Below are 23,049 nucleotides of genomic sequence, written 5' to 3'. Positions count from 1 at the left end.
CCCGCCGTCGGACAACCGCAGGCGGTCGGAAGGGAACGCCGCAACATCCACCTCATTTGATCACAGACGTCCTCCGCCAACCCGCAATTGTTCGCGGTGACCGGCTTCGGATCACCGACCTGGTGCGCTTCGCTACGGCGACCTATCCCTGCTCGCCGAGCAGTCTGACACCCGTCACGATCGTGGGTTCGATGGCGATGACGGTGTCCATGAGCCCATCGGCCCACGGACGCAGCAGCCGCGTATAGCGCGCGATCCGTTCGGGGTCGGTGACCGTACGCGCGAGACCGGTCACGACGACCGACCAGCCCACATGGCTCACCGCGTCGATGTCGTCGGCCTCGTACGCCACGACGACGCACGGATCGGCACGGACGGTGTCGGTGAGCCGTGAGGTGACCCGAGTACGCACGATGACCACACCGCCGTCGACGAAATGGTTGACCGGGCGAATCGCGGGCAGCGCGTCGCGAGTGAACACCACGCGTCCGTAGGCGACGCCGGCCAGCAGTCGCAGCGCCTCCTCGCGATCGATCTCGACCATCGTGCGTCCCGCGACGCCGTGGTCGGCGACACGGCCGTTCGAGGCGATCATGATCTCGGGCCGGGGCACATCGCGCGTGTATCCACCTGGCAACAACCTCGCTCTCCGGTCTTCACTCGACACCACGGCCTCCCATACCATCACCGAGTCCTACTGCCGGACAGGGCAGAAAGTCCCCGATCCGGCCTCTTCGCGCAGCCGGTCCCGGCGGCTCGGGCCGCACCGCCGAGAAGGCGCGTCACGGCCGGGTCACCTCGGGCCGGGACGGTCGCCGGATCCCGGCCCGCTCCCGCAGCCGCCGGATCTCCCGCTCGATGCCTTCGGCGAGCACGGCGATATCGGGAGCGGTGTCATAGTCGCCGGTGATGCCGAAGGTCAGGTGGCCCGCATAACTGAGGACCGCGACCGCCGTGCGCAACCGCATGGCGATCGGCATGGCAGGCAGAAGTTCCGACACCACACGCCCGCGCACGGTCAGCTGTTCACGCGGGCCCGGCACATTCGTCACCAGCGCCCCCACGGTTCGTTGCGGAAACCGTGCCAGCAGACGAAGACTCCACGCCAGGGGCGCGAACGGCAGCAAGCCCGCCAGCGCGAGCACCGATTTCTCCGCCTGCGCTTCGCCTCCCGACTTGTGCCGGTTCATCCGTTCCCGGATCGCCCTCAGCCGCTCCACCGGGTCGGCGACCTCGATCGGCAGGAACGGCAGCACCGCCGAAACTCGGTTGTCCATTGTGTATTTCGCTTGTTCGGAGCGCATGGAGATCGGGACGAGAATACGCAGTTTGTCCGGAGACGGCCGTTCGTCGCGGCCGACCAACAGTTCCCGATAAGCGGCGGCGACCGCGGCCAGGACGACATCGTTGACCGTGACGCCGAACACCGCGCCGATCTCGTGTACATCCGACAGGGCGGCCCGGGCCACGACATACCGGCGCTGTCGTCCGATGGGGCCGTTCAGCGAGGACTCGGTGGCCGGCGATAAGACGGCGGACAGCAGCGGCGCCAGACCGCGCGTCATGGCGACCACCGTCCGCGGCACGACGACGGGTAGCCGCGACAGTTCTCGAACCGGATCCGGCCGGCGCACCTTGGTACGGCTCGCTGGCTCGGTCACCGGATCGCTCGGCTCCTCGGCCACGGCATCGCAGAAACTCCGAAACACCGAGATGCCGGATACGCCGTCCACCAGGCTGTGATGCGCTTTGACCACCAGTGCCCAGCGGTCCGCCGCGAGGTGTTCGACGACGACGCACTGCCACAGCGGGTGGTCGCGATCGAGTCGCTCCTCGAGTTCCGTCGCCACCAATTCGCACAACGCGGCCTCGTCACCGGGCGTGGGCAGCGCCGTCCACCGAATATGGTGTGCGAGATCGAAATTGGGGTCGTCTTCCCACACCGGCGTGGCCAGGTCGAGCGGCGCCCGCCGCACCTTCTGGCGCAAGCGCGCGTTCCGCTGCACGCCCTTGGCGACTACGCCGCTCAACTCGGACCTGCTCGGCGGGGCACCGGAGATGATCGCCACCGCGCCGATGCCGAGACTGATATGCCGGTCGGAGTCCTCCAGTTCCATGAAGCCGGAATCGAGGGGTCGTAGTTCTGTCATGGGGATGCTCATTCGAGTCGCTTCGTCTTTCCAGCATCGCGCGAAGCGTCGGTACAGATGATGGCCGAAGGTCACCGAACGCAGGGCACTCCGGCCACGGCGGGCCCCGTCACCGGACCGGGACTCGGCCGTCGGCAGGCCTTGGAAGCACCCTCGACTCGGCGGCGTCGCCGGGGGAAGAATCGGCGTATGCGAACCGTGCTCATTCTCGGTGCGGGGTTCGGAGGGTTGGAGCTGGCCACCCGTCTGTCGGGTTCGCCGGCCGACGAGCTCCGTGTCGTCATCATCGACCGAAACGACTCCTTCACCTTCGGCTTCGCCAAACTGGACATTCTGTTCCGTGACCTGCCGCCGGAGACAGCGCGGGTGCCGTACTCCCGCTTCACCCATCCGCGCGTCGAATTCCGGCAGGAGGAGGTCACCGAGATCGACCCGAGAACCCGCCGCGTCCGCACCGACCAGGCGGTGTACGACCCCGACATCCTCGTCGTCGCGCTGGGCGCCGACTACGACCCCGGCGCGACCCCCGGCTTCGTCGAGGACGGCTACGAGTACTACTCGATCGACGGCGCCCGCCGATTGCGCGAACGCCTGGCGGGCTTCGACGGCGGAGCCGTCGTCCTCGCGGTGCTGAGCGTCCCGTTCAAGTGCCCGCCCGCGCCCTACGAAGGCGCGATGCTCCTGCACGAAGCGCTCACCAGGCGCGGGATCCGGGACCGCACCCACATGCGATTGCTCACCCCGATGGACGCGCCGATTCCGGTGTCCGCGGACACCTCCGCCGCCATCGTCGAAGCGCTGGCCCGGCGTGGCATCGCGTATTCGCCGGGACGCCGGGTGCACGCGCTCGACCCGGACCGCCACATGGCGGTCACCAGGACGGGAGACGAGCCCTACGACCTGTTCATCGGAATCCCGAAACACCGGGTTCCCGCGGTCGTCGAGGCGTCGGGGCTCACCGAGGGCGGGACCGACGGCTGGATCGCCGTGGATCCGCACACCCTCGAGACGCCGTATCCGGGCGTCTACGCCCTCGGCGACTGCGCCGACGCACCGGTCCCACGCGCGGGCGTGTTCGCCGAGGACGCCGCCCGTACGGTCGCCGCGGGCATCGAGGCGGGGTTCGGCGGCTCGGCGCCGCAGGAACAGTACCGCGGGCGGGGCACCTGCCACATCGAGTTCGGCGGCGGGCTGGTCGGCAAAGTGGACGCCGATTTCCTCTCCGGTCCCGCGCCGGTCGCACCGTTCACCGTGCCCTCGGTGGAACTCGCCCGGGAGAAGGCCGCCGCCGCCGAGGCCAGGCTGCACCGCTGGTTCACCGGCTGACCGAGTCCTCCCCGCCATGCTCGCCCGCTCGCCACGCGCGGGTCAGCACCGCGGCGATCTCGGCCAGGCCGGACGCGACGGTCATCCGCCAGTGCGTCGTCGACACGGGATGGTTGTGCACGCTGCCGTCGACGACCTCGTTCCAGATCGACGCGCCGACACAGCCGGTCGGATCGTCGAGCGCGGCGGTGAAATAGAGGACATCGCCCCGGTACACCGGCGGGACGTAGGCGCCGCGGAGCGCGACCGAATGCACCGCCGCGTCCAGGATCCGGGTGACGCGGTCGGAGCCGAACGACGCGAACGGCTCCGGAAGTTCGGTCATCTTCTGCGGCAGCGTGGCCCAGTCCACCTCCGCGACGTTGCCGAGGTCGCCCGCCTGCTCACCCAGCAGACCGCCGATCAACTCGGCCACCGGAACCTGGCCCGCGTCACCCGCCGGCGTGCCGGGCGGATCCGCCATGTAGCTGTCCATCACCGCGAGCAGCGCGACTCGCTCGCCTTCGCGTTGCAGCTGGACCGCCATCTCGTGCGCGATGACGCCGCCGAAGGACCAGCCGAGCAGATGGTAAGGACCGGTCGGTTGTTTCGCGCGGATCAGCTCCAGGTAGCGGCGGGCCCATTCCTCGATCGAATCCGGCATCACCTCATCGCCGGCCAGTACGGGCGTTTGCAGGCCGTAGAGCGGCCGTTCCGGGTCGAGGTAGGCGGCGAGGCCCGCATACGACCAGGAGATGCCCGACACGGGATGCACACAGAACAGCGGCGCGGCCGAACCGCCGGGACGCAGCGGCAGCAGCATGTCGAAGGCCGCCTCGGTCCGGACTTCGCCGCTCGCACGGCGGGCCAGGTCGGCGACCAGTTCCGCGGGTGTGGGCGCGGTGAACACCCGCATCACCGGAATCCGGGTGCCCAGCGCGGACGACAGCCGCAGAGTCAGCTTCGCGGCGAGCAGTGAGTTGCCGCCGTGCTCGAAGAAGTTGTCGTCCATGCCGAAGCGCTCGGCGCCGAGCACCGCGGCGAAGGCGGCCGCGACGGTCGCCTCCACGGGAGTGACAGCAGCGCGGAACTCGCGCGTGCGGAACGCCGGCGCGGGCAACGCCCGCTTGTCAAGCTTGCCGTTGGGGGTCAACGGGATGGCGTCGATCACCACGATCGCGGCGGGCACCATGTACCCGGTCAGGTGTTCGGCCACCTGATCACGCAACTCGGCCGGGTCCGGCCGCGCCCCCGGCTCGGGCAGGACATACCCCACGAGCTGGTCACCGAGCGTCGGATCGGTCCGGACCAGCGCGACGGCCTGACGCACGCCGGAACACCGCACCAGCGCCGATTCGATCTCCCCTAGTTCGATACGGAACCCGCGCAACTGCACCTGCTGGTCGCCGCGACCGGAGTAGGCGAGCCCGGCGTCGCCGCCGAACCGGTTCCAGCGCGCGAGGTCACCCGAGCGGTACATCCGCGATCCCGGCGGCCCGAAGGGATTCGCGACGAACCGCGTCGCGGTGAGCCCCGGCCGCCCCACGTAGCCGCGGGAGAGCTGACCGCCCGCGACATAGATCTCACCGGGCGTGCCGACCGGCGCCGGTCGCAGACGGATGTCCAGCACGTGCGTGTCCAGCCCGGGCAGCGCTCGTCCGATCAAGCTGGCCGGGCTGTCCATCAGTTCCGCGCCGACGTCGAGGAAGGAGACGTGCACGGTGGTCTCCGTGATGCCGTACATGTTGACCAGTCGCGGCGATTCCCCCGGACGACGCTCACGCCAGCGTCGCAGGTGCCGCAGATCCAGCGCCTCACCGCCGAAGATCACATACCGCAGCGCGAATTCGCCGGACGCGGCCGAGGCGTCCCGATCGGCTTCGACCAGTTGACAGAATGCCGACGGCGTCTGGTTCAGCACCGTTACGTGCTCGCGAATCAGCAACTCACGGAACAGTTCCGGTGAGCGCGAGGTCGCGTAGTCCACCACGACGACGGTGCCGCCGGTCACGAGCGCGCACCACAGCTCCCACACCGAGAAGTCGAACGCGAAGGAGTGGAACAACGTCCAGACGTCGTGCTCGCCGAATTCGAACAGCGGCCGCGCCTCGGTGAACAGTCGCACCGCATTGCGATGCGTCACGCCGACACCCTTCGGCACGCCCGTCGAACCCGAGGTGTAGATGACGTAGGCGAGATTGTCCGGCAGCAGCGGCGACGCCCGGTCGGCGTCGGTGATCGGATCGTCGGCGAACTCCGCCGTCTGCTCCAGCAGCACGGTGGGCAGGTCGGTGTCCGGGATGCCGGAGCGCTCGGCGGCGGTGGTCAGCACGCACACCGGTTCCGCGTCGGCGAGCACGAACGCCAGCCGCTGCGCCGGATAGCCGAGGTCGATCGGCAGGTAGGCGGCACCGGCGGCCAACACTCCGAGCAACGCAGCCGGTAGGTCCTCGGTGCGCGGGACCGCCACGGCGACGAGGGTTTCCGGGCCCGCTCCGGCGGCGATCAGCGCGCGGGCGATTCGATTCGCGCGCTTGGACAACGCGCCGAAACTCAGTGTGGCGGCACCGAACCGGACGGCCTCCGCCTCCGGCCTACGCCGGGCCTGCTCGCCGATCAGCTCGGGCAGGATCGCCACCGGTTCGGTCCCGGCCCGCGCCTCGTGCGCGACCGCCGGGCAGTGTTCGTTCTCGTCGAGGATGTCGATGTCCCACACCCGCGCCGAGGGATCTTCGGCGACCGCGCACACGATGCGCTCGAACCGGCGCGCGAAGGCGCGGACGGTCGATTCGTCGAACAGGTCCGTGGCATAGGTGAAGGTCACCGCCGATTCCGTCCGGCCGTCGCCGCACGCCCGCGGCTCGACGACCACTTGCACATCGAATTTGGCCGTGAGCTCGCCGTTGTCGACGGCGGTGACCGTCAGTTCCGGCAACTCCAGGGTGGGCTGCTCGAGGTTCTGGAACGACAGCATCACCGGAAACAGCGAGGTGCGCGCTCCGGTGCGCGCGGGATCGGCCTCCTCGACCACTCGCTCGAAAGGAACGTCCGCGTTGGCGAAGGCCGAGACGGCGACTTCACGGGAGCGCTCGACGAGATCGTGGAACCGCACGTCGGGGTCGACGTCGACGCGCAACGCCAGCGTGTTGACGAACATCCCGACCAGGTCGTCCAGCGCACGTTCGCCCCGCCCGGCCACCGGGGTCCCGATGACGACGTCCGTGGCGCCGCAGAGGCGTGCGATCAGCGTGGCGAGGGCCGCGTGCACCACCATGAACAACGTCGCGTTGTGCTCGCGCGCGATTCCGGTCAGCCGCTCGTGGACCCGCGCCGGGATCGTGCAGCCGGTCGAGGCACCGCGCGTCGAGGCTGTCGACGAGCGCGGGCGATCGGCTGGCAGTTCCAGCGGTCCGGTGAGCCCGGACAGCTGTCCGCGCCAATACGACAGCTGTTGCGCCGCAACGGAATCCTCGTCGTCCTCGGATCCGATCGTGCTGTGCTGCCAGATCGCGTAATCGGCGTACTGCACCGGCAGGGGCGGCCAGTCCGGCGCGCCGCCGCCGAGCCTGGCCACGTAGGCGGTCACCAGGTCACGGGCCAGCGGCGCGAGCGACGACCCGTCCGCCGAGATGTGGTGGGTCACGATGACGAGCAGATGATCGGGGCCCGAGGTGAACAGCCGCAGCCGCACGGGCGCGTCCGCGGTCACGTCGAAGCCCGCGGATATCAGCGCGTCCACCATGGCCGCGGCATCCGTGACACCGTGCTCGATCACGATGCCGTCGGGAAGGACCGCATCGGTCGGAAGGATCTCTTGATACGGCTGTCCGTCGGCGTCGACCGGGTAGCGGGTGCGCAGCACCTCGTGCCGTTCGATCACGTCGGCGAGCGCGTGGCGCAGCGCGGGCCGATCGAGAGTGCCGGTCAGCCGGACGGCGAAGGGCATGTTGTAGGCGGGCGAGTCCGGCTCGAGGCGGTTGAGCAACCACATCCGCTGCTGCGCCGGCGACAGCGGGATGCGATCCGGTCGTCGCACTCGCGCCAAGGGCGCGCGAGCCACGCCCGCCCCACCGGCGACCACCCGCGCGGCGAGTGCCCACACCACGGGCGCCTCGAACAGATCCCGCACGGTGATCCGCGATCCGAGCGCCTCGTTCACCCGTGCGACGGCCCGGGTGGCGAGCAGCGAATTGCCGCCGAGCGCGAAGAAGTCGTCGTCGATGCCCGCTCGCTCGACGCCGAGCAGTTCGGCGAACACCTGCGCGACGGCCTGTTCGGCGGGGTTGCGCGCCGCTCGGAACGCCGTGGCCTCGATGGCGGGCTCGGGCAGCGCTTTGCGATCGAGTTTCCCGCTCGCGTTCAGCGGCAGCGCTGCCAGCTCCACCAGCGCGGACGGGATCATGTAGGCGGGCAGGACCGCCGACATCCCGGCAATGAGTTCGCCACGATCGATGACCTGCCCCGGACGCGCGACGACATAGGCCGCCAGCCGATCTCCCGAGGACGATGCCACCACCGCCGCGACCGCTTGGCTCACCGACGGCTGCGCGAGCAGCGCCGTCTCGATCTCACCGAGTTCGATGCGTTGGCCGCGGAATTTCACCTGGAAGTCGGTGCGCCCGAGGTATTCCAGGCGTTGCGGCTCGTCCGCGCGAGGCGCACGCCAGACCGCCAGGTCGCCGGTGCGGTACATCCTGGTTCCGCGGTCGAACGGGTTGGCGACGAAACGGTCTGCGGTCAGCGCCGCTTGTCGCACGTATCCGCGGGCCAGCTGTTCCCCGGCCAGGTACAGCTCGCCCGGTACCCCGGCCGGAACCGGCTGCAGGCGCGAATCCAGCACGTATACCTGGGTATTCCACTGCGGCTGCCCGATCGGCACCGTCACACCGTCGCCCGTTCCGGCGCGCTGGTACGTCACCGAGACCGCCGCCTCGGTGGGTCCGTACAGGTTGTGCACCTGTGCGCCGGAGACCGCGCGGACCGCGCGCACGGTCTCCGGCGGCAGAGCTTCCCCGATGACGAACAGATCCCGCAGTGTCGCGAGACTTTCCGCCGTCGCGTGGGCGGCGAACTCGGTCAACATGGAGGGCACGAAATCGGTGACCGTCACACGGTGCGCGGCGACGGCCGCGGCGAGGTAGGCGGCGTCACGGTGCCCGTCGTGGTCGGCGAGCACGAGTTTCGCGCCCGCGCGCAACGGCATCAGGTAGCCCCACAAGGAGACGTCGAAGGTCGCCGCGGTCTTCTGCAGGTATACGTCCCGCGGGCCCATGGGGTACTGGGCGAGCATCCACTCGATCTGGTTGTCGATCGCGGCGTGCGAGACCGCCACACCCTTCGGACGCCCGGTCGAACCGGACGTGAAGATCACATAGGCGGCGTGCTGCGGCAGCACCGCCCGCCTCAGTTCGTCGGAACGAATCGCAGCTCCCGAGCGCTGATCCGCGCCGAGGACGTCCAGGGACAGGACGGCGACATGATCGGGTATCGGGATCGCGTCGGCGGAAGTGGTGAGCACGCAGACCGGTTTCGCGACCTCGAGCACGTGCGCGATCCGCTCGGCGGGGTGATCGGGGTCGAGCGGTACGTACGCGCCACCGGCGGTGAGGATCGCGTACATGCCGACCACGAGATCCACCGACCGCCGGACCGCAAGCACCACAAGGGTTTCCGCGCCGACGCCGTGGTCGACGAGTACCCGGGCGAGCCGGTTGACCCGCTCGTCGAATTCGCGGTAGGTCAACTGTGTATCCGCGTGGACCACCGCTATCTCGTCCGGGTGCCGGGCCACCGCACGCCGGTACCCGTCGAGCACCAGCCCCGCCGCGACCGGGTGCCGGGTGTCGTTCCACCCGTTCAGAATCGCGGTGCGCTCCGCGGAATCGAGCAAGTCGATCTCCCCGACCGCCCGATCCGCCGAATCCGCGACGGCCGCGAGGATCACGCACAGCCGCCGGGCGAATCCCGCCACCGTGGCCTCGTCGAACAGGTCGGCGGAATAGGTGAACGCCGCCGATATGCCCAGCGGCGTCCGCTCGTCCTCGTGCGGCACCATGGTCAGCTCGAGGTCGAATTTCGCCAGCGGTAGCGCGAAGTCCACCGCGGAAACCCGCAGCCCGGGCAGTTCCAGTGCCGTCGGCGCGAAGTTCTGGAAGGTCAGCATGGTCTGGAACAGCGGGTGATGCGCGCTCGACCGCACCGGGTCGAGCACCTCCACCAGGCGTTCGAACGGCACGTCGGCGTGGCCGAAGGCCTCGATGTCCCGCCTGCGCACCTGCTCGAGCAGCTCGGTGAAGCTGTGGCCGGGGTCGATCTCGGTACGCAGCGCGAGAGTGTTGACGAACATGCCGATCAGGCCGTCCACCGTGGCCTCGCCACGACCGGCCACCGGCGCGCCGACGGTGATGTCACGGGTGTTCGACAGCCGGGCCAGCAAGACCGTGTACGCGGCGTGCGCGACCATGAACAACGTCGCGTCGTGGCGCTGCGCCAGCCGGTTCAGTGCGGCGTGCACCGTCGCGTCGATCTTGAATTCGTGGGTGGCGCCGCGACCGGAGAACACCGCGGGGCGCGGCCGGTCGGCGGGTAGGTCCAGTCGTTCCGGCAGGTCCGCCAGCCGCTGCCGCCAGAAACCGAGCTGGCGGGCGAGTGTCGAGTCCGGATCGCTCTCGGCGCCGAGCATCTCGCGCTGCCACAACGTGTAGTCCGCGTACTGCAAGGGCAGCGGCTGCCAAGCGGGAGCGTGGCCCTCGGTCCTGGCCGAGTAGGCGGTCATCAGATCGGTGGTCAGCGGGCCCATCGAGGCGCCGTCGGCGGCGATGTGATGGACCACGCCGACCAGCACGTGCTCGGACTCGCTCGAACGCAGCAGACGCAACCGCAGCGGCGGCGCGGCGGTGACATCGAAGCCCTCGACCACCGCGGCCACCGTGTGCTCGAGGACCTCGGCTTCGGCGACGTCGAGCACCGGCAGTTCGGGCACCGCGCCCGGCTCCGACAGCGCGTGCACCCGCTGGCTGCCCGTCCCGTCGCGCTCCGGATAGCTGGTCCGCAGCACCTCGTGCCGCTCGACCAGATCCCGGATCGCCGCCCGCAGCGCGTCCACGTCCAGTTGTCCGCTCAGCCGCACCGCCAGTGGGATGTTGTTGCTCGCTGCGGCCGGGTCGAACCGATTGAGGAACCACATCCGGCGCTGTGCGTACGACAGCGGCACCCGGTCCGGTCGCGCCATCGGTCGCGGCGCCGGGTGGGTGACTCGAGCCAGTTCGTTCAGGCGTTCGGCCAGTTTCGCCACCACCGAGGCCTCGAACAGCAGCGCGACCGGAACGCGGACGCCCAGCGTGGTACCGAGCCGCGCCGCGGCCTGCGTCGCGATCAGCGAATTGCCGCCCAGTTCGAAGAAGTCGTCGTTGGCACCGACCCGGGCGGTTCGGGAGTCGCCCGGCGGGAGGAGCAGCGCGGCGAAGACGTCGGCGACCACCTGCTCGGTCGGCGTGGCGGGCGCACGGAACTGCCTGGTATTGAGTACCGGCTCCGGCAGCGCGGCGCGATCCAGCTTGCCGACCGGCGTCAGCGGGAGTTCGTCGAGCACCGTGATCGCGGCCGGAATCATGTATGCCGGAAGGGTTTTCGCCAGTAGATCGGCCAATTCGGCGGTGTCCAGCGCCACCCGGCCGCTGCCGTCCGGGCCGGTCGCCGCTCGGGGCAGCACGTAGGAGACCAGCGCGGTGGCGCCGGACGGCAGTGTCGTGCCGAGTGTCGCGGCGTAGTCGACGTCGGGGTGGGCGGTCAGCGCGTTGTCGATCTCGCCGAGTTCGATCCGCAGCCCTCGGATCTTGACCTGGAAGTCCACCCGTCCGTGGTGTTCGAGGTGTCCCGCCGAGTCGCGCCGCACCAGATCGCCGGTGCGATACATGCGGGAGCCGGGTACCGCCGCGAACGGATTGGCGACGAATCGGTCCGCGGTCAGCCCGGGGCGTCCGAGGTACCCCTGCGCCAGCGCTGGTCCGGACAGATACAGCTCGCCGATCACGCCGGTGGGCACCATCCGCAGCCGGGCGTCCAGCACGTGGACGCCCAGCCCCGGGACCGGAGTGCCGATATGGGTCGCGCCGCCCGCACACAGCGCCTCGGTGCCGGTGGCGAAGATGGTGGTCTCGGTGGGGCCGTACACGATATAGAAGGACCGGCCGCCGGTCGCCCACCGGGCGGCCAGCTCGGGGCCCACACGCTCCCCGCCGCACAAGATGGCCCTGAGGTCGTCGAGCCCGGCCGGATCGATGGATTCCAGGGCTCCCGGGGTGATGCACAGATGCGTGACCCGCTCGCGCCGCAGCAGGTCGGCCAGTTCGGCGCCGCCGAACACCGTGGGCGGCGCCACGACCAGCGTCGCGCCCGCCGAGAAGGCGAGCAGCATCTCGATCACCGAGAAGTCGAAGCTCGGCGTGCACAGATGCGAGACGCGGGATGCCTGGCTCACCGCCCGGGCGGCGATCTCGTGCTCGACCAGGCCCGCGAGACCGGCATGGGTGACCGCGACGCCTTTCGGCTTGCCCGTCGAGCCGGAGGTGTAGATCAGGTAGGCGAGGTGCTGTTCGGTGAGGGGACGAAGCCGGTCCAGGTAGCAGATCGAATGGCCGGGCGCGGCGGCGGCCTTCTCCCGGTGCGCTTCGGAATCGAGTTCGATCCACGTCATGCCGGGTGCGACGAGTGCCGCGCGATGCGCCGAGATGGTGAGGCCGACGACGGCGCCGCAGTCGGCGATCATGTGCGCGATCCGATCCGCCGGATAGGAGGGATCGACGGGCACGTACGTGGCGCCGGTCTTCGCGACCGCCCATACCGCGAGCACCGACTCGATCGAGCGGGTGACGGCCACCGCGACGAAGTCTCCCGGCCCCACGCCGAACCCGATCAGGTAGCGGGCCCATCGCGAGGACATCTCGTCCAATTCCCGGTAGCTGAGCTCACGCTGATCCGCGGGATCGCCGGCGGGATTGTACCGGAGGGCCGCCGAGTCGAACGCCGTGTCGACCGCGGCCGTGAGCAGTTGCGGGAACAGAAGATTGCGTGCTCGTGAGTGCTGGGTGCGACGTGCAGAACGGCGTGTCGGGGTCATGCGGCGGCGAGTTCACTCTCTGGTCGATCATCGTCCGCTCCGGCTATGGAGCCAGAAGCGGTGCCTCAAATGCGTGAACCATGACCCGAGCGTGCAGAACGGACCTTAGCGAACACCGATCGGATCGGCGCGCCGAGGGTGTTAAAGGTCCTAGGATTACCCGCACCCGTATTGGGCTATGACATGGTGTGATGTGAAAAACATTCGTTTGGGCACCACTCGTCAGCACTACTTATTGTGCCGTAAATCACTACCCAAGGTTCTCTGCTATGACGCGTGTGGCGCGGTTTCCCCGAGCTGCCATGCGCCGATGCCGGCGCGATCGCGCGACACCGATCCTTCGACCGCGAGCGAGGAGCAACCGTGCAGACACCATCGATCCATGTGGCCTCCCTGCGGAAGGGTGAGCAGATCCACCGCAGCGAACTGGGCTCGCTCACCCGGCTCACCGCCGACAGTTTCCCGATCCTCAGCGGGCTCTCGATCAAACGCCTGACGCTCGCGCCCGGCGCGATCCGCGAACCGCACTGGCATGCCAACGCCACCGAACTCACCTATTGCACCGCGGGCCGGGCGTTGGTCTCGGTCTTGGACGACGGCAGCAGATTCTCCTCGTTCCTGGTGAGCGCGGGCGAGATGTTCCACATCGACTCCGGCGCGCTGCATCACGTGGAGAATGTCGGCGATGCCGAGGCCGAGTTCATCCTCGCCTTCCGCCACGAACGACCGGAGGACTTCGGACTCAGCGCGAGTCTCGGCGCGATGACCGATTCGGTGCTCGGCAACACCTACGACCTGCCCGCCGAAGACTTCGCGAAGATCCGGCGCGACACCACCGCAAGACTCGTCGTGCAACGCGAGGGCGAGCCCGACATCCCGTGCACCGCCCACTACGGCGATCCGCACCACTTCGCGATCGAGGCGATGCCCGCCCCGGTGGACTCGCCGGTCGGTTCCGCGCGCACCGCCCGCGCCCAGTTCTGGCCCGCATTGCGTGACATCTCGATGTACTCGCTGCGGGTGCGCGAAGACGGCATGCGCGAACCGCACTGGCATCCGGTGACCGCCGAAATGGGCTACGTCCATCGCGGCTCGGCGCGAATGACGATCATGGATCCGGACGGCACCTTGGACACCTACATCGTGCGCGAAGGCGAGGTGTACTTCGTCCCGCGCGCCTACCCGCACCACATCGAAGTCGTCGACTCCCCCGAGATCCACTTGCTGATCTTCTTCGACCAACCCACGCCCGCGGACATCGGCTACCGCGCCTCGATGAGCGCCTATTCCAGGAAAGTGCTCGCCGCGACGTTCGGCGTCGCCCTGGACGCTCTTCCCGACCTGCCCTTCACGCCGAGCGATCCGTTGATCGTCACGCGGAACAACGCACTGGTCCGGTAGTCGCGGCGCGGCGTCGGCCGCCCGCGACATCGAGCATTCGCCGCCAATTGATCGTCAGGTAATTTACCATCGAGTCAATTCAGCGGATGGAGCGAAGCGATGGCGACGAAATCGTGGTGGGGTTGGGGCAACCGGGAGGACGCGGTTACCGGGACCGAGCGGAAGATCCTGACCGAACGCGTGGCGGCACTGCTGCCGAAAGCCGAGTTGACCGTGCACGAGGCGCCGGAACTGACGTCGTTGAGCGTGCCTGCGCCACGCGTCCGGGTGCCGGATGCGTTGACCCCTTTGGCCTCCGAAGACCTAGGCGACCGGGTCGCACACGGCCATGGGCAGGCATTCCGCGATGTGGTGCGCAATCTGCTCGGCCGCGTCGACCACGTACCCGACCAGGTGTTGCGGCCGCGGACCGAGCAGGACGTCCTCGACATCCTGGACTGGTGCGCGAGCGCGGGCGTCGCCGTGGTGCCGTTCGGCGGCGGAACGTCGGTGGTGGGTGGTGTCGAACTCCGCGGCGCCGACGCCTATGCGGGGTCGGTTTCACTGGACACCGGCCGCCTGGATCGGATCGTCGAACTCGACCGCACCAGCCGAGCCGCACGAATCCAAGCGGGCATACTCGGCCCGGCGCTGGAAACGGCATTGCGGCCGGATGGCTTGACGCTGCGGCACTTTCCGCAGTCGTTCGAGTTCTCCACGCTCGGTGGCTGGCTGGCCACCCGGGCGGGCGGGCACTACGCGACCGTCTATACCCATATCGACGACATGGTCGAATCGCTGCGGGTGGTCACACCGGCCGGGATCAGCGAATCCCGCAGGCTGCCCGCGTCCGGCGCGGGTCCGTCACCCGATCGGATGTTCCTCGGCTCGGAGGGCATCCTCGGCGTCATCACCGAAGCGTGGATGCGCTTGCAAAATCGTCCGCGGTGGCGGTCCGGGGCGTCGGTGGTGTTCGGCGACTACGGCGCGGCCGTGGCCGCGACGCGCGCCATCGCCCAGTCCGCGTTGTATCCGGCGAACTGCCGGCTGCTGGATGCGGTGGAGGCGTTCATCAACGCGGGCACCAGCGCGGCGGGCGGGGTGCTCGTCCTCGGCTTCGAGTCCGCCGACCATCCCGTCGACGAGCCGATGCGTCGTGCGGTGCAGATCTGCCGCGAGCACGGCGGCACGGTTCCGGACGGGGTCCGCACCACCGATTCGGCCGACGACTCGGCGCGCACGGGCGCGGCCGACGCGTGGCGCTCGGCGTTCCTGCGCATGCCCTACCAGCGCGACGCGCTCGCCGCCCAATCCATGATCGTCGAGACCTTCGAAACAGCCTGCACCTGGGACCGTTTCGAGGCCCTGCGAGCGGCGGTGCAGGAAGCGACCACCGACGCGTTCCGATCCGCCGGCGTGACCGGTGTTACGACCTGCCGGTTCACCCATGTCTATCCGGACGGACCCGCGCCGTACTTCGGCATCTACGCCGCGGGCCGGTGGGGACGGACCGTCGAGCAATGGGACGAGATCAAGACGGCCGTGTCGGAGGCGCTGCACCGCAACGGCGCGACTATCACGCACCATCATGCCGTCGGCCGCGACCACCGCCCCTGGTACGACCGCCAGCGACCCGAACCTTTCGCCGCGGCGCTGCGCGCGGCCAAGTCGGCACTCGATCCCGCGGGCATCCTCAATCCCGGTGTGCTGATCGACCCGGTCGTACACCGGGCCACCCGGGAGGACCGGTGAGCAGGCCGGGCACCAAGGGCGTGCCGCGCGAGCTGCGGGAAGAGCAGATCCTCGACATCGCCACCACCGAATTCGGCGAACGCGGCTACGCCAAGGCTTCGGTCGCCGAAATCGCCTCGGCCGCAGGCGTTTCCAAGCCGCTCGTGTACGCCTACTTCGGCTCCCGCGACGCACTGCACGCGGCTTGCGTGCACCGCGCCGGGAAGAGCCTGGTCGACGCGGTCGCGGCGGCCCAGTCCACGCATGGTGCGCACGACCGGGCGCTGGCGACACTGACCGGGATCTTCCACGCACTGGACGGACGCACCCAGAACTGGAAGATCGTCTACGACTCCACACTGCCACGTGCGGGCGCGGCCTTCGCGGTGGCCCGGCATTATCAGGACGCCTTGAACGGCATGGGCTCGGCAGGGGTATCGGAGATTCTGGCCGATGCGGGCAGCTCCGATCCCGGCGATCACTCGCTGCTGCTGGCGCTGTGGTTCAGCATCGTGTCCACCACCATCTCGTGGTGGAGCGACCATCCCGACCACACGCCCGAGGACATGACCCAGCGCTGCCTGCGCCTGTTCACCACGATCCGTGGAACGACCACTCGACGGACTTGACCGCGGTCACCTTGCCTTCCGATGCAACACCTCGTCGCGGGCAACGCGTTGCGCGCGGAATAAGCCGGACATGCGCCGCACCCCGGCGGGCGTGAGCGGCTGCCCACCCGCGACGTGCACGGCCCGACGGAAGATACCGACGACGACCGCGCACCCGTCGATGACGGAAGTTTCGCGCTCAGACGCTCGGGGTCAGTGCGCGGAGAGGCTTGTCGAGTTCACGGCGGTAGAAGTCCAGGAAGCCGTCGGGGTCCGGGCCGGCGTTCTGCATCACGAGATGGTCGAAGCCCGCATCGGTGTACTGCTGGGCGGCATCGAGATAGCGGGCCGGGTCCGGACCGCAGGCGAAGTTGTCGAGGACGTCTTCGAGCCGGACGGTGGTGGTCGCGGCGGCGAAATTGACCGGGTTCGGCAACTCGCTCATCACCTTCCAGCCGGTCAGGGCCCAGCGGGTCGTATCGAGCACCGCCTTCGCCGCCGTCTCCTCGTCGGGCGCCCACGCCATGCCGACTTCCGCGTATCGGGGGCCCGCGCCGCCCGCCGCGCGGTAGCGCTCGACGATTTCGGACTCGGGCTCGGTCGCGAACAGGCCGTCGCCGAGTTCCGCGGCGATGCCGGCCGCCTCCGGCCCACCGCTGGCGACGGCGATGGGCGGGAGGGTCTCGGGCAGATCGAAGACCCGTGCGTCGGAAAGGCTCAGGAACTCCCCCTCGTAGGAGTGATAGCCGCCGCTCCAGAGCAAGCGGATGATCTCGATGGCCTCGCGCAGCATGCGATGCCGGATGCGTACGGGCGGGAATTCCCGGCCGACGACATGCTCGTTGAGACGTTCACCAGAACCGACACCGAGGGTGAAGCGGTTGCCGGACAAGATCGCCAGAGTGGCTGCCGCCTGCGCGACGATCGCGGGGTGGTATCGCAGAATGGGGCAGGTCACTCCGGTCGCGAGTTCGATCCGCTCGGTCTTCGCCGCGATGGTTCCGAGCACGGTCCAGGCGAACGGCGAGTGCCCCTGGTTGTCCAGCCAAGGATGGAAGTGGTCACTGATCTCGACGAAGTCGAAACCCGCCTCTTCCGCCCGAACGGCTTGCCGGACAAGCTCGTTCGGACCGAATGCCTCGGCCGCCAGTTTGTACCCGATGCGCATTGCCACCTCCTGGTTCGACTGGGAGCGGCCGGCCACCGCGCGAACCGGCTCTTGGCGCGCGTACCCGGCATGCGGCAGTGAAAACTTCGCCGCGTCATTCGGCCCGACCGGCGACAAAGCGCAACCCGGGCGGTTCACTCACGAGTCGGCCAGTAACTGGCAGCGTGCCGGCCCTGCGGCACATAGGTGTTCTCGTCGTCGACTTCCGTGACACCCAGGTGCAGCAGTAGCAGCACCGTCACCAGGCTGATGCTCACGATCAGCGGGGTGAGCAACTGCGTCGCGCCGGCCCCGGAGGGTGCGTGCATGTGCTCGGCTTCGTGCACATGCATCGCGAGCATGCCCGTGTAGTGCATGCCGGACACCGCGACACCCATGACCGCCGCCGCGCCGACGGTGACGAGCGTGCTGCGGGTGTGCAGCGTGAACCACAACGCGGCGGTCGCCGCGACGACGGCGATCACCATGGACAACGCGACGATCCGTCCGTCGTAGCCGATCATCGCGTCGGATTTCATGGCGTACATGCCCGCGTAGTGCATCGCGCCGACGCCCAGACCGGTCACCCCGCCGCCGGCCAGCAGTCCCACCGGTCCCAGCGCTCGCTGGTGTGCGATGCGCAGTCCGATCCACACCACCGCGATGGCGATCACGGCGCTGAGCAGGGTGATCGGAACGTCGTACCGGATCGTCGCCCCCTCGATGGCGAAGCCGAGCATCGCGATGAAGTGCATGACCCAGATGCCGGTGCCGCCGATCGCGACCGCCGCGGCGATCAGCCAGCCGTCGCGTGCGGACCCGGTACGCGATCTGGCCACGCATCGAAGTCCCAGCAATGATCCGGTGAACGACATGACGTAGGCGACGATGGGCGTAAGCCATCCGTGACTGAAGTGGTCGATTTCCAGCACGCGACACTCCCTCGCTGGATAGATTCGGGCCACCGGCGAAGCGAAGCCCGGATCTCACATAGTGAAACTGCAGGTAGATGGTTTAGAGTACTACTATCCTCTTTATAAACATAGGATGAGTTCCAACCAGCGGGAACACCGCGCCGACAGGCCATCGAAGCGACGACGCTTCGGTCCGCGGCGTCGCCTCTACGCGCAAGGTCGGTCGACAGCTAGTGTCTGGCTTCCACGTGACGGCAGCACGACCCGTATCTCACTCACCGGACCCGCGGCCGCCGGTACCGGCCCACCCGGACGCCGGCATCCGAGCGGTAGCCGAACTTCGAAGTGCCGTATCGGTCAACCGGACTCGTGTTCGGATGCACGTGCGAATGCGATTTCGGCACAGCCGCCAGACCTTTCGGAAACCGAGCACGGGCATAATCGCAGTTAACGCCCACGGCCGGACGCGACGGCCCCGGCCTCCGTCCCCGATGACCCACTCCGGCGAAGACCTTCCACGCCCTCGTATCTCCTGGGATCGTCGTCCGAGGCCAGCACGAACTCGACCATCGGGACGCCGATTCCGGCGCTGCCGCGGCGGCGCAACGGAGCGAGCCGGGCCGGCGATCAGGCCCAATCGCGACTTCTGGCGAACTTTCAGCGTTTCTTCGCATGTCTCACCTGGGTAACAGCGTATGGTCGCGCTATGCCGACAGCGACGTCGATCGACACCGGAGCCGAACACCTCGCCTGCTGGGTCACCGTCGTGGGGCAACGCCTACATCAGTTGCCGACAGCAAATCCGCATATCCTGCTCGCCCACGCGATGAGCGGGTTCCTCGCGATCGGCCGGGCGAGCATGGCCCTGCTGACCACCTCCGCCAATCCGACCGACATCCGAGACCACGATCTCGTCTTCGAGATCACGGCCGACGCGGAACGCTGGCTCACCGACGCGGCGACCGAACCGATCGTCAACCAGGTCACCGACCGCGGCGAGCACATTCAGCGCTATCTCAGTCCCGCCGCGCTCGACACCGTCGCCAAAGCACGCCTGCGACGCTGCGCGCAGGCTACCGCGATCCATACCCGCGATCTGCTGGCCGGGATCGACGCCGACCCGGCCGCGTCGGAGGAGATCCGCGATCTCGCCCGTGATCTCGCCGCGCGAGCGAACATCATCGCCACCGTCTACGCCGATGACCCGCAACAGCTGATTTCGATGGCCCGGCAGGCGACTCGGTAGCCGACCACTCCGGGAGTTCGGCGAGCTCGGGTCACGCCCGGTACTCGGGTGCGGCACGCGACCAGCGGCGCGTTCACATCGAGGCCGCGATGATCGACAATGGTGACATGGCGACGGTGCTGCTCGGCGGCGACGTCATGCTGGGCCGGGGTGTCGACCAGATCCTGCCGCATCCCGGCGACCCGAGGCTGCGCGAACGGTACGTCAACGACGCACGAACCTACGTGGAGCTGGCCGAGCGCGCGCACGGCGAGTTCACTCATCCGGTCGGATACCGGCACTTGTGGGGTGATGTGCTGCCGCTGCTCGCCCAGCTCGACCCCGAGGTGCGGTTGCTCAACCTGGAGACGTCGATCACCGCCGACGGCGCGTTCGCTCCCGCGAAGGGCATTCATTACCGGATGCATCCGGACAACGTGCCCGCGTTGACCGCGATCGCACCGGTGGTCTGCGCGCTGGCCAACAATCACGTGCTCGATTTCGGAATTCCCGGGCTCGCCGACACCCTCGAAGCGCTCGACGCCGCGCATATCGACCGCGCCGGCGCGGGGGCCGACCTCGCGGCCGCCCGTGCCCCCGCCACGGTGGAACTCGCCGACGGCCGCCGCGTGGTGATCGTGTCGGTCGCCGCCGGATCCAGCGGTGTTCCGGAATCCTGGTCGGCACGGCGCGACCGGCCGGGTCTGTGGCGAGTGGGCTACTCCCCCGGCGCCGCGGCGGCCGATGATGTCGCCGCCGAGGTGGCGGCGCACAAGCGGGACAACGACATCGGCATCGTTTCCGTGCATTGGGGGCCGAACTGGGGCTACGACGTGACGCGAACCGAAACGCAGTTCGCACACCGATTGATCGACGCCGGAGTCGACGTGGTGCACGGGCACTCCGCGCACCATCCGCGCCCGATCGAGATCTACCATGGCAAACCGATCCTCTACGGGTGCGGCGACGTCATCGACGACTACGAAGGCATCCGCGGCCACGAGCGGTACCACACGGATCTGCATCCGCTGTATCTCGTGGCGGTCGACCACGGTTCGGCGGAGGTCCGGCTGATTCCACTGCAGGTGCGGCACATGCGCCTGGAATGGGCCCCGCGCGCCGAATCCCGTTGGCTCTGCGCCAAATTAGAAGACATCAGCCGCGGTTTCGGCACCCGCGTGGCGCCCGGAACCGACGACCTCCCTGTGGTGTTCAGTGCCGCACGACGGTGAGATGGCGATGGAACCACGCAACCGCCGAGTCGGCGACTTGTTCGAGCGCACCGGGTTCCTCGAACAGGTGTGTCGCGCCGGGAACGATGTCCAGCTCACTCGGGCACGGCATCCGTAACTGCGCCTCCCGATTCATCTCCAGCACCCATCGATCGTTGCCACCCACGATGAGCAGTGTCGGTGCGCGGACCGAGCCCAACCGCGAACCGGCCAGATCCGGGCGACCGCCACGGGAGACGACCGCCGCGATCTCGGTGCCCGGTTCGGTCGCCGCCCACAGTGCCGCGCCCGCGCCGGTGCTCGCCCCGAAATATCCGGTCGGCAGGCCACCGAGCTCCGGCCGCGTCCGCAGCCAGTGCGTCACCTCGACCAGCCGGTGAGCGAGCAACTGGATGTCGAACACGCGGGCGCGATCGCCTTCCTCCTCGACGGTCAGCAGATCCACCAGCATCGTCGCGAATCCCGCCTGGTTGAGGACCTCGGCGACGAACCGGTTGCGCGGACTGCGCCTGCCGCTGCCGCTGCCATGGGCGAAGGCGATCAGCGCGGTGCGCTCCGGCGGCACAGCCAGCACCCCGGCCAGTCGGGTGTACTCCGACGGCACGATGACCTCTTCTGTCCGCGTCGGGGACGGGTGTGCGGACGGCATCGAACACCTCCTGCTATCCGCAGTACCCGGTGAGGCTGGCCGTGCGCAAGAGGGGAAGGGATTTCGTCCGCACAACGGTCAGGTGGCTGCGGCGAACCGCCGCCACCGACAGTCGATGATCAGTCCGCGTCATCGGGCTCGTTGGAGTTCTCCGACTTCACGATGTTGACGCGCACCGGAAGGAACAGATTGCCCGATCGGTTGCGGACCCACTGGGCGACGGCGGCCACCGCCGAGCACAGCGATGTCGCTCCCGCGAGCAGCGCCCACGGCGTGAGCGTCGCGGAAGTGTAGGACGCCTGCCCGATACCTGGCACGACGAGCCTGCCGTTGCCGAACGCCCAGCTGATCAATGATCCGATCTGTCCACCCAGATCATATTTGCGTACGACCATCGCCTTCAACTCCGGGCTCTTGCTATTGATGTAGATCACAGTGGACATAACGAACAACGCGCCGATCAACGTGGCCAGTGTTGCCAGCCGATCAAGGGCCCCGATACGCAGGCGCAGGTTCACCACCACCGCGAAGATCGCGACGATGATCGCGGCACAGGCCAGCAGTGCCCAGAAGTTCGTGACCCGGGCGGAGGGCGGCGACGATCGCGACCAGACGTTGAGGTACCGCGTCGTGATCTCCATCCGGCCGAATGCGTTGGTACTCACCTTGCCATTGGCGCCTGAGGCGGTGAGCCACGGCTGGAACAGTAGCACCAGCGTCACCAGGCCACCGACCGCGGCCCACACATAGCCCCAATGCCCTCCCAGGGCGGCCAGAATTGCCTTCGCTGACACGACGGCGGCGCCCACCCCCCGGTTCTGCTGGACGGACCGGTCGTCTCGCACTTCGCCCGACTCCCAGGGCGTTGGCTGCACCATTACCTCAGTTTAGGGTCGCGTCTCTGCTCGCATGCGGGCCCGACTCACCACCTGTGGGAGGATCCGATCGGCGTCTGGCGAGCGGACTACGGGCCCGACTCGCGTCGGCGATGTAACGATAGCGTCACCCAGTGCCACTGTGCCGCACTGAGCCAATGGGTACAGCCCATCGGGGCTACCTCATCAGATTCGAACTCATCAGATTCGAAACCGTCGCGCCACGACACGACCAAAGAAGACCATATATCCATTGGAAGCATGCGATTCGAGCGCATATCAACGCGAACACCCGGGAAGTATAGGCAAAAATTAAGCTGCCGGTATGTTTTCGGGTAGAAGCGAATTCCGCTGCCCCAAAAAGAGCACCGTTGGTGATCGTGCTGTTACGAAACCCCGGGGAACTTGACATTTCCTTGACTGGCGCCGACCGGACTATAGGTGAAGCATGAAATCTGTGAGTCACAGGTTAAATTTCACTCGAGCCAAAGGATGCACTATGTCCACCAAAATAACGAAAATCGTCGCCGCGACCGCAATGGCCGCCTCCTTGGGCGTCATCACGGCTCCCGCCGCTTCCGCCGAAACGACACCTTCGGACGCCGCGACGCCGGTTTTCGGAAGGCGGTCATGCAAGTCGCGGCCGCGCAGACCGGGGTGTGGGTATGCGATGGTTCCACCCAGATCGTGCCCGACGCCGACCCGGAGGCCGCGC

At 68.4% G+C, this 23,049-nt stretch carries 13 protein-coding genes and 1 pseudogene; 7 read left to right on the top strand and 7 right to left on the bottom strand.

Annotated features, from left to right (window positions below):
- Nucleotides 1–142: 142 nt before the first annotated feature.
- Nucleotides 143–595 carry a pyridoxamine 5'-phosphate oxidase family protein gene (locus tag ACWEO7_RS25985; RefSeq protein WP_452426921.1) on the bottom strand — a complete coding sequence of 151 codons (453 nt, stop codon included), beginning with the start codon at nucleotides 593–595 and terminating at the stop codon, nucleotides 143–145.
- 187 nt (nucleotides 596–782) lie between these two features.
- Nucleotides 783–2,150 carry a wax ester/triacylglycerol synthase family O-acyltransferase gene (locus ACWEO7_RS25980; RefSeq protein ID WP_452426903.1) on the bottom strand — a complete coding sequence of 456 codons (1,368 nt, stop codon included), beginning with the start codon at nucleotides 2,148–2,150 and terminating at the stop codon, nucleotides 783–785.
- 189 nt (nucleotides 2,151–2,339) lie between these two features.
- Between ACWEO7_RS25980 and ACWEO7_RS25975 the strand changes: the two genes are divergently transcribed.
- Nucleotides 2,340–3,476 carry an NAD(P)/FAD-dependent oxidoreductase gene (locus ACWEO7_RS25975; protein WP_452426901.1) on the top strand — a complete coding sequence of 379 codons (1,137 nt, stop codon included), beginning with the start codon at nucleotides 2,340–2,342 and terminating at the stop codon, nucleotides 3,474–3,476.
- Here the strand turns inward: ACWEO7_RS25975 and ACWEO7_RS25970 are convergent.
- Nucleotides 3,466–12,573, bottom strand: a complete 9,108-nt coding sequence (locus ACWEO7_RS25970) for an amino acid adenylation domain-containing protein (RefSeq protein ID WP_452426899.1) — start codon at nucleotides 12,571–12,573, stop codon at nucleotides 3,466–3,468. The genes ACWEO7_RS25975 and ACWEO7_RS25970 overlap by 11 nt on opposite strands.
- Before the next feature lie 363 nt (nucleotides 12,574–12,936).
- Here ACWEO7_RS25970 and ACWEO7_RS25965 point away from each other — a divergent pair, with 363 nt between their 5' ends.
- The 3 genes from ACWEO7_RS25965 (at nucleotide 12,937) to ACWEO7_RS25955 (ending at nucleotide 16,313) form a co-directional block, all read left to right on the top strand.
- Nucleotides 12,937–13,974 (top strand): cupin domain-containing protein, encoded by a 1,038-nt coding sequence (locus ACWEO7_RS25965; RefSeq protein ID WP_452426897.1) that lies wholly within the window; start codon nucleotides 12,937–12,939, stop codon nucleotides 13,972–13,974.
- A 99-nt stretch (nucleotides 13,975–14,073) separates the two neighbouring features.
- On the top strand, nucleotides 14,074–15,705 hold the full coding sequence (locus tag ACWEO7_RS25960) for an FAD-binding oxidoreductase (RefSeq protein ID WP_452426896.1): 1,632 nt from the start codon (nucleotides 14,074–14,076) through the stop codon (nucleotides 15,703–15,705).
- On the top strand, nucleotides 15,702–16,313 hold the full coding sequence (locus tag ACWEO7_RS25955; RefSeq protein ID WP_452426894.1) for a TetR/AcrR family transcriptional regulator: 612 nt from the start codon (nucleotides 15,702–15,704) through the stop codon (nucleotides 16,311–16,313). Before ACWEO7_RS25960 ends, ACWEO7_RS25955 begins: the two co-directional genes overlap by 4 nt.
- Before the next feature lie 178 nt (nucleotides 16,314–16,491).
- On the opposite strand, the gene ACWEO7_RS25950 is transcribed toward ACWEO7_RS25955, so the two are convergent.
- Nucleotides 16,492–17,460, bottom strand: a complete 969-nt coding sequence (locus ACWEO7_RS25950) for a TIGR03557 family F420-dependent LLM class oxidoreductase (RefSeq protein WP_450021203.1) — start codon at nucleotides 17,458–17,460, stop codon at nucleotides 16,492–16,494.
- Between the two features lie 134 nt (nucleotides 17,461–17,594).
- The gene (locus ACWEO7_RS25945) at nucleotides 17,595–18,371 is read right to left on the bottom strand and encodes an MHYT domain-containing protein (protein WP_450021201.1); all 777 of its coding nucleotides are present in this window, start codon (nucleotides 18,369–18,371) and stop codon (nucleotides 17,595–17,597) included.
- Nucleotides 18,372–19,059: 688 nt separating this feature from the next.
- Between ACWEO7_RS25945 and ACWEO7_RS25940 the strand changes: the two genes are divergently transcribed.
- Both ACWEO7_RS25940 and ACWEO7_RS25935 read left to right on the top strand, forming a co-directional pair.
- Nucleotides 19,060–19,599: a hypothetical protein gene (locus ACWEO7_RS25940; protein ID WP_452426892.1), complete on the top strand. Its 540-nt coding sequence runs from the start codon at nucleotides 19,060–19,062 to the stop codon at nucleotides 19,597–19,599.
- Nucleotides 19,600–19,688: 89 nt separating this feature from the next.
- Complete coding sequence (locus ACWEO7_RS25935; protein ID WP_452426890.1) at nucleotides 19,689–20,810, top strand: CapA family protein; 1,122 nt, start codon at nucleotides 19,689–19,691, stop codon at nucleotides 20,808–20,810.
- Here ACWEO7_RS25935 and ACWEO7_RS25930 read toward each other — a convergent pair.
- Nucleotides 20,791–21,462 (bottom strand): annotated as a pseudogene (locus tag ACWEO7_RS25930) (dienelactone hydrolase family protein); the annotation flags it as partial. The gene ACWEO7_RS25935 and the pseudogene ACWEO7_RS25930 sit on opposite strands and share 20 nt — an antisense overlap.
- Nucleotides 21,463–21,578: 116 nt before the next feature.
- Entirely contained in the window at nucleotides 21,579–22,337 is a 759-nt protein-coding gene (locus ACWEO7_RS25925) for a hypothetical protein (RefSeq protein ID WP_452426888.1), read from the bottom strand.
- Between the two features lie 489 nt (nucleotides 22,338–22,826).
- Between ACWEO7_RS25925 and ACWEO7_RS25920 the strand changes: the two genes are divergently transcribed.
- A partial coding sequence (locus tag ACWEO7_RS25920; protein ID WP_452426919.1) for a DUF6986 family protein occupies nucleotides 22,827–23,049 on the top strand: 223 nt, incomplete at its 3' end.

Source organism: Nocardia sp. NPDC004260 (assembly GCF_053603155.1).
The sequence above is the reverse complement of the archived record's forward strand: the minus strand, read 5'-3'. Positions and strand labels throughout refer to the sequence as shown.

Excerpts from the sequence above, each read along its gene's own strand:
- ACWEO7_RS25975 (WP_452426901.1), top strand. The coding sequence starts at position 2,340 with ATGCGAACCGTGCTCATTCTCGGTGCGGGGTTCGGAGGGTTGGAGCTG.
- ACWEO7_RS25960 (WP_452426896.1), top strand. The coding sequence starts at position 14,074 with ATGGCGACGAAATCGTGGTGGGGTTGGGGCAACCGGGAGGACGCGGTT.
- ACWEO7_RS25940 (WP_452426892.1), top strand. The coding sequence starts at position 19,060 with ATGCCGACAGCGACGTCGATCGACACCGGAGCCGAACACCTCGCCTGC.
- ACWEO7_RS25935 (WP_452426890.1), top strand. The coding sequence starts at position 19,689 with ATGATCGACAATGGTGACATGGCGACGGTGCTGCTCGGCGGCGACGTC.
- ACWEO7_RS25970 (WP_452426899.1), bottom strand. The coding sequence starts at position 12,573 with ATGACCCCGACACGCCGTTCTGCACGTCGCACCCAGCACTCACGAGCA.
- ACWEO7_RS25950 (WP_450021203.1), bottom strand. The coding sequence starts at position 17,460 with ATGCGCATCGGGTACAAACTGGCGGCCGAGGCATTCGGTCCGAACGAG.
- ACWEO7_RS25980 (WP_452426903.1), bottom strand. The coding sequence starts at position 2,150 with ATGACAGAACTACGACCCCTCGATTCCGGCTTCATGGAACTGGAGGAC.
- ACWEO7_RS25985 (WP_452426921.1), bottom strand. The coding sequence starts at position 595 with ATGATCGCCTCGAACGGCCGTGTCGCCGACCACGGCGTCGCGGGACGC.
- ACWEO7_RS25925 (WP_452426888.1), bottom strand. The coding sequence starts at position 22,337 with ATGGTGCAGCCAACGCCCTGGGAGTCGGGCGAAGTGCGAGACGACCGG.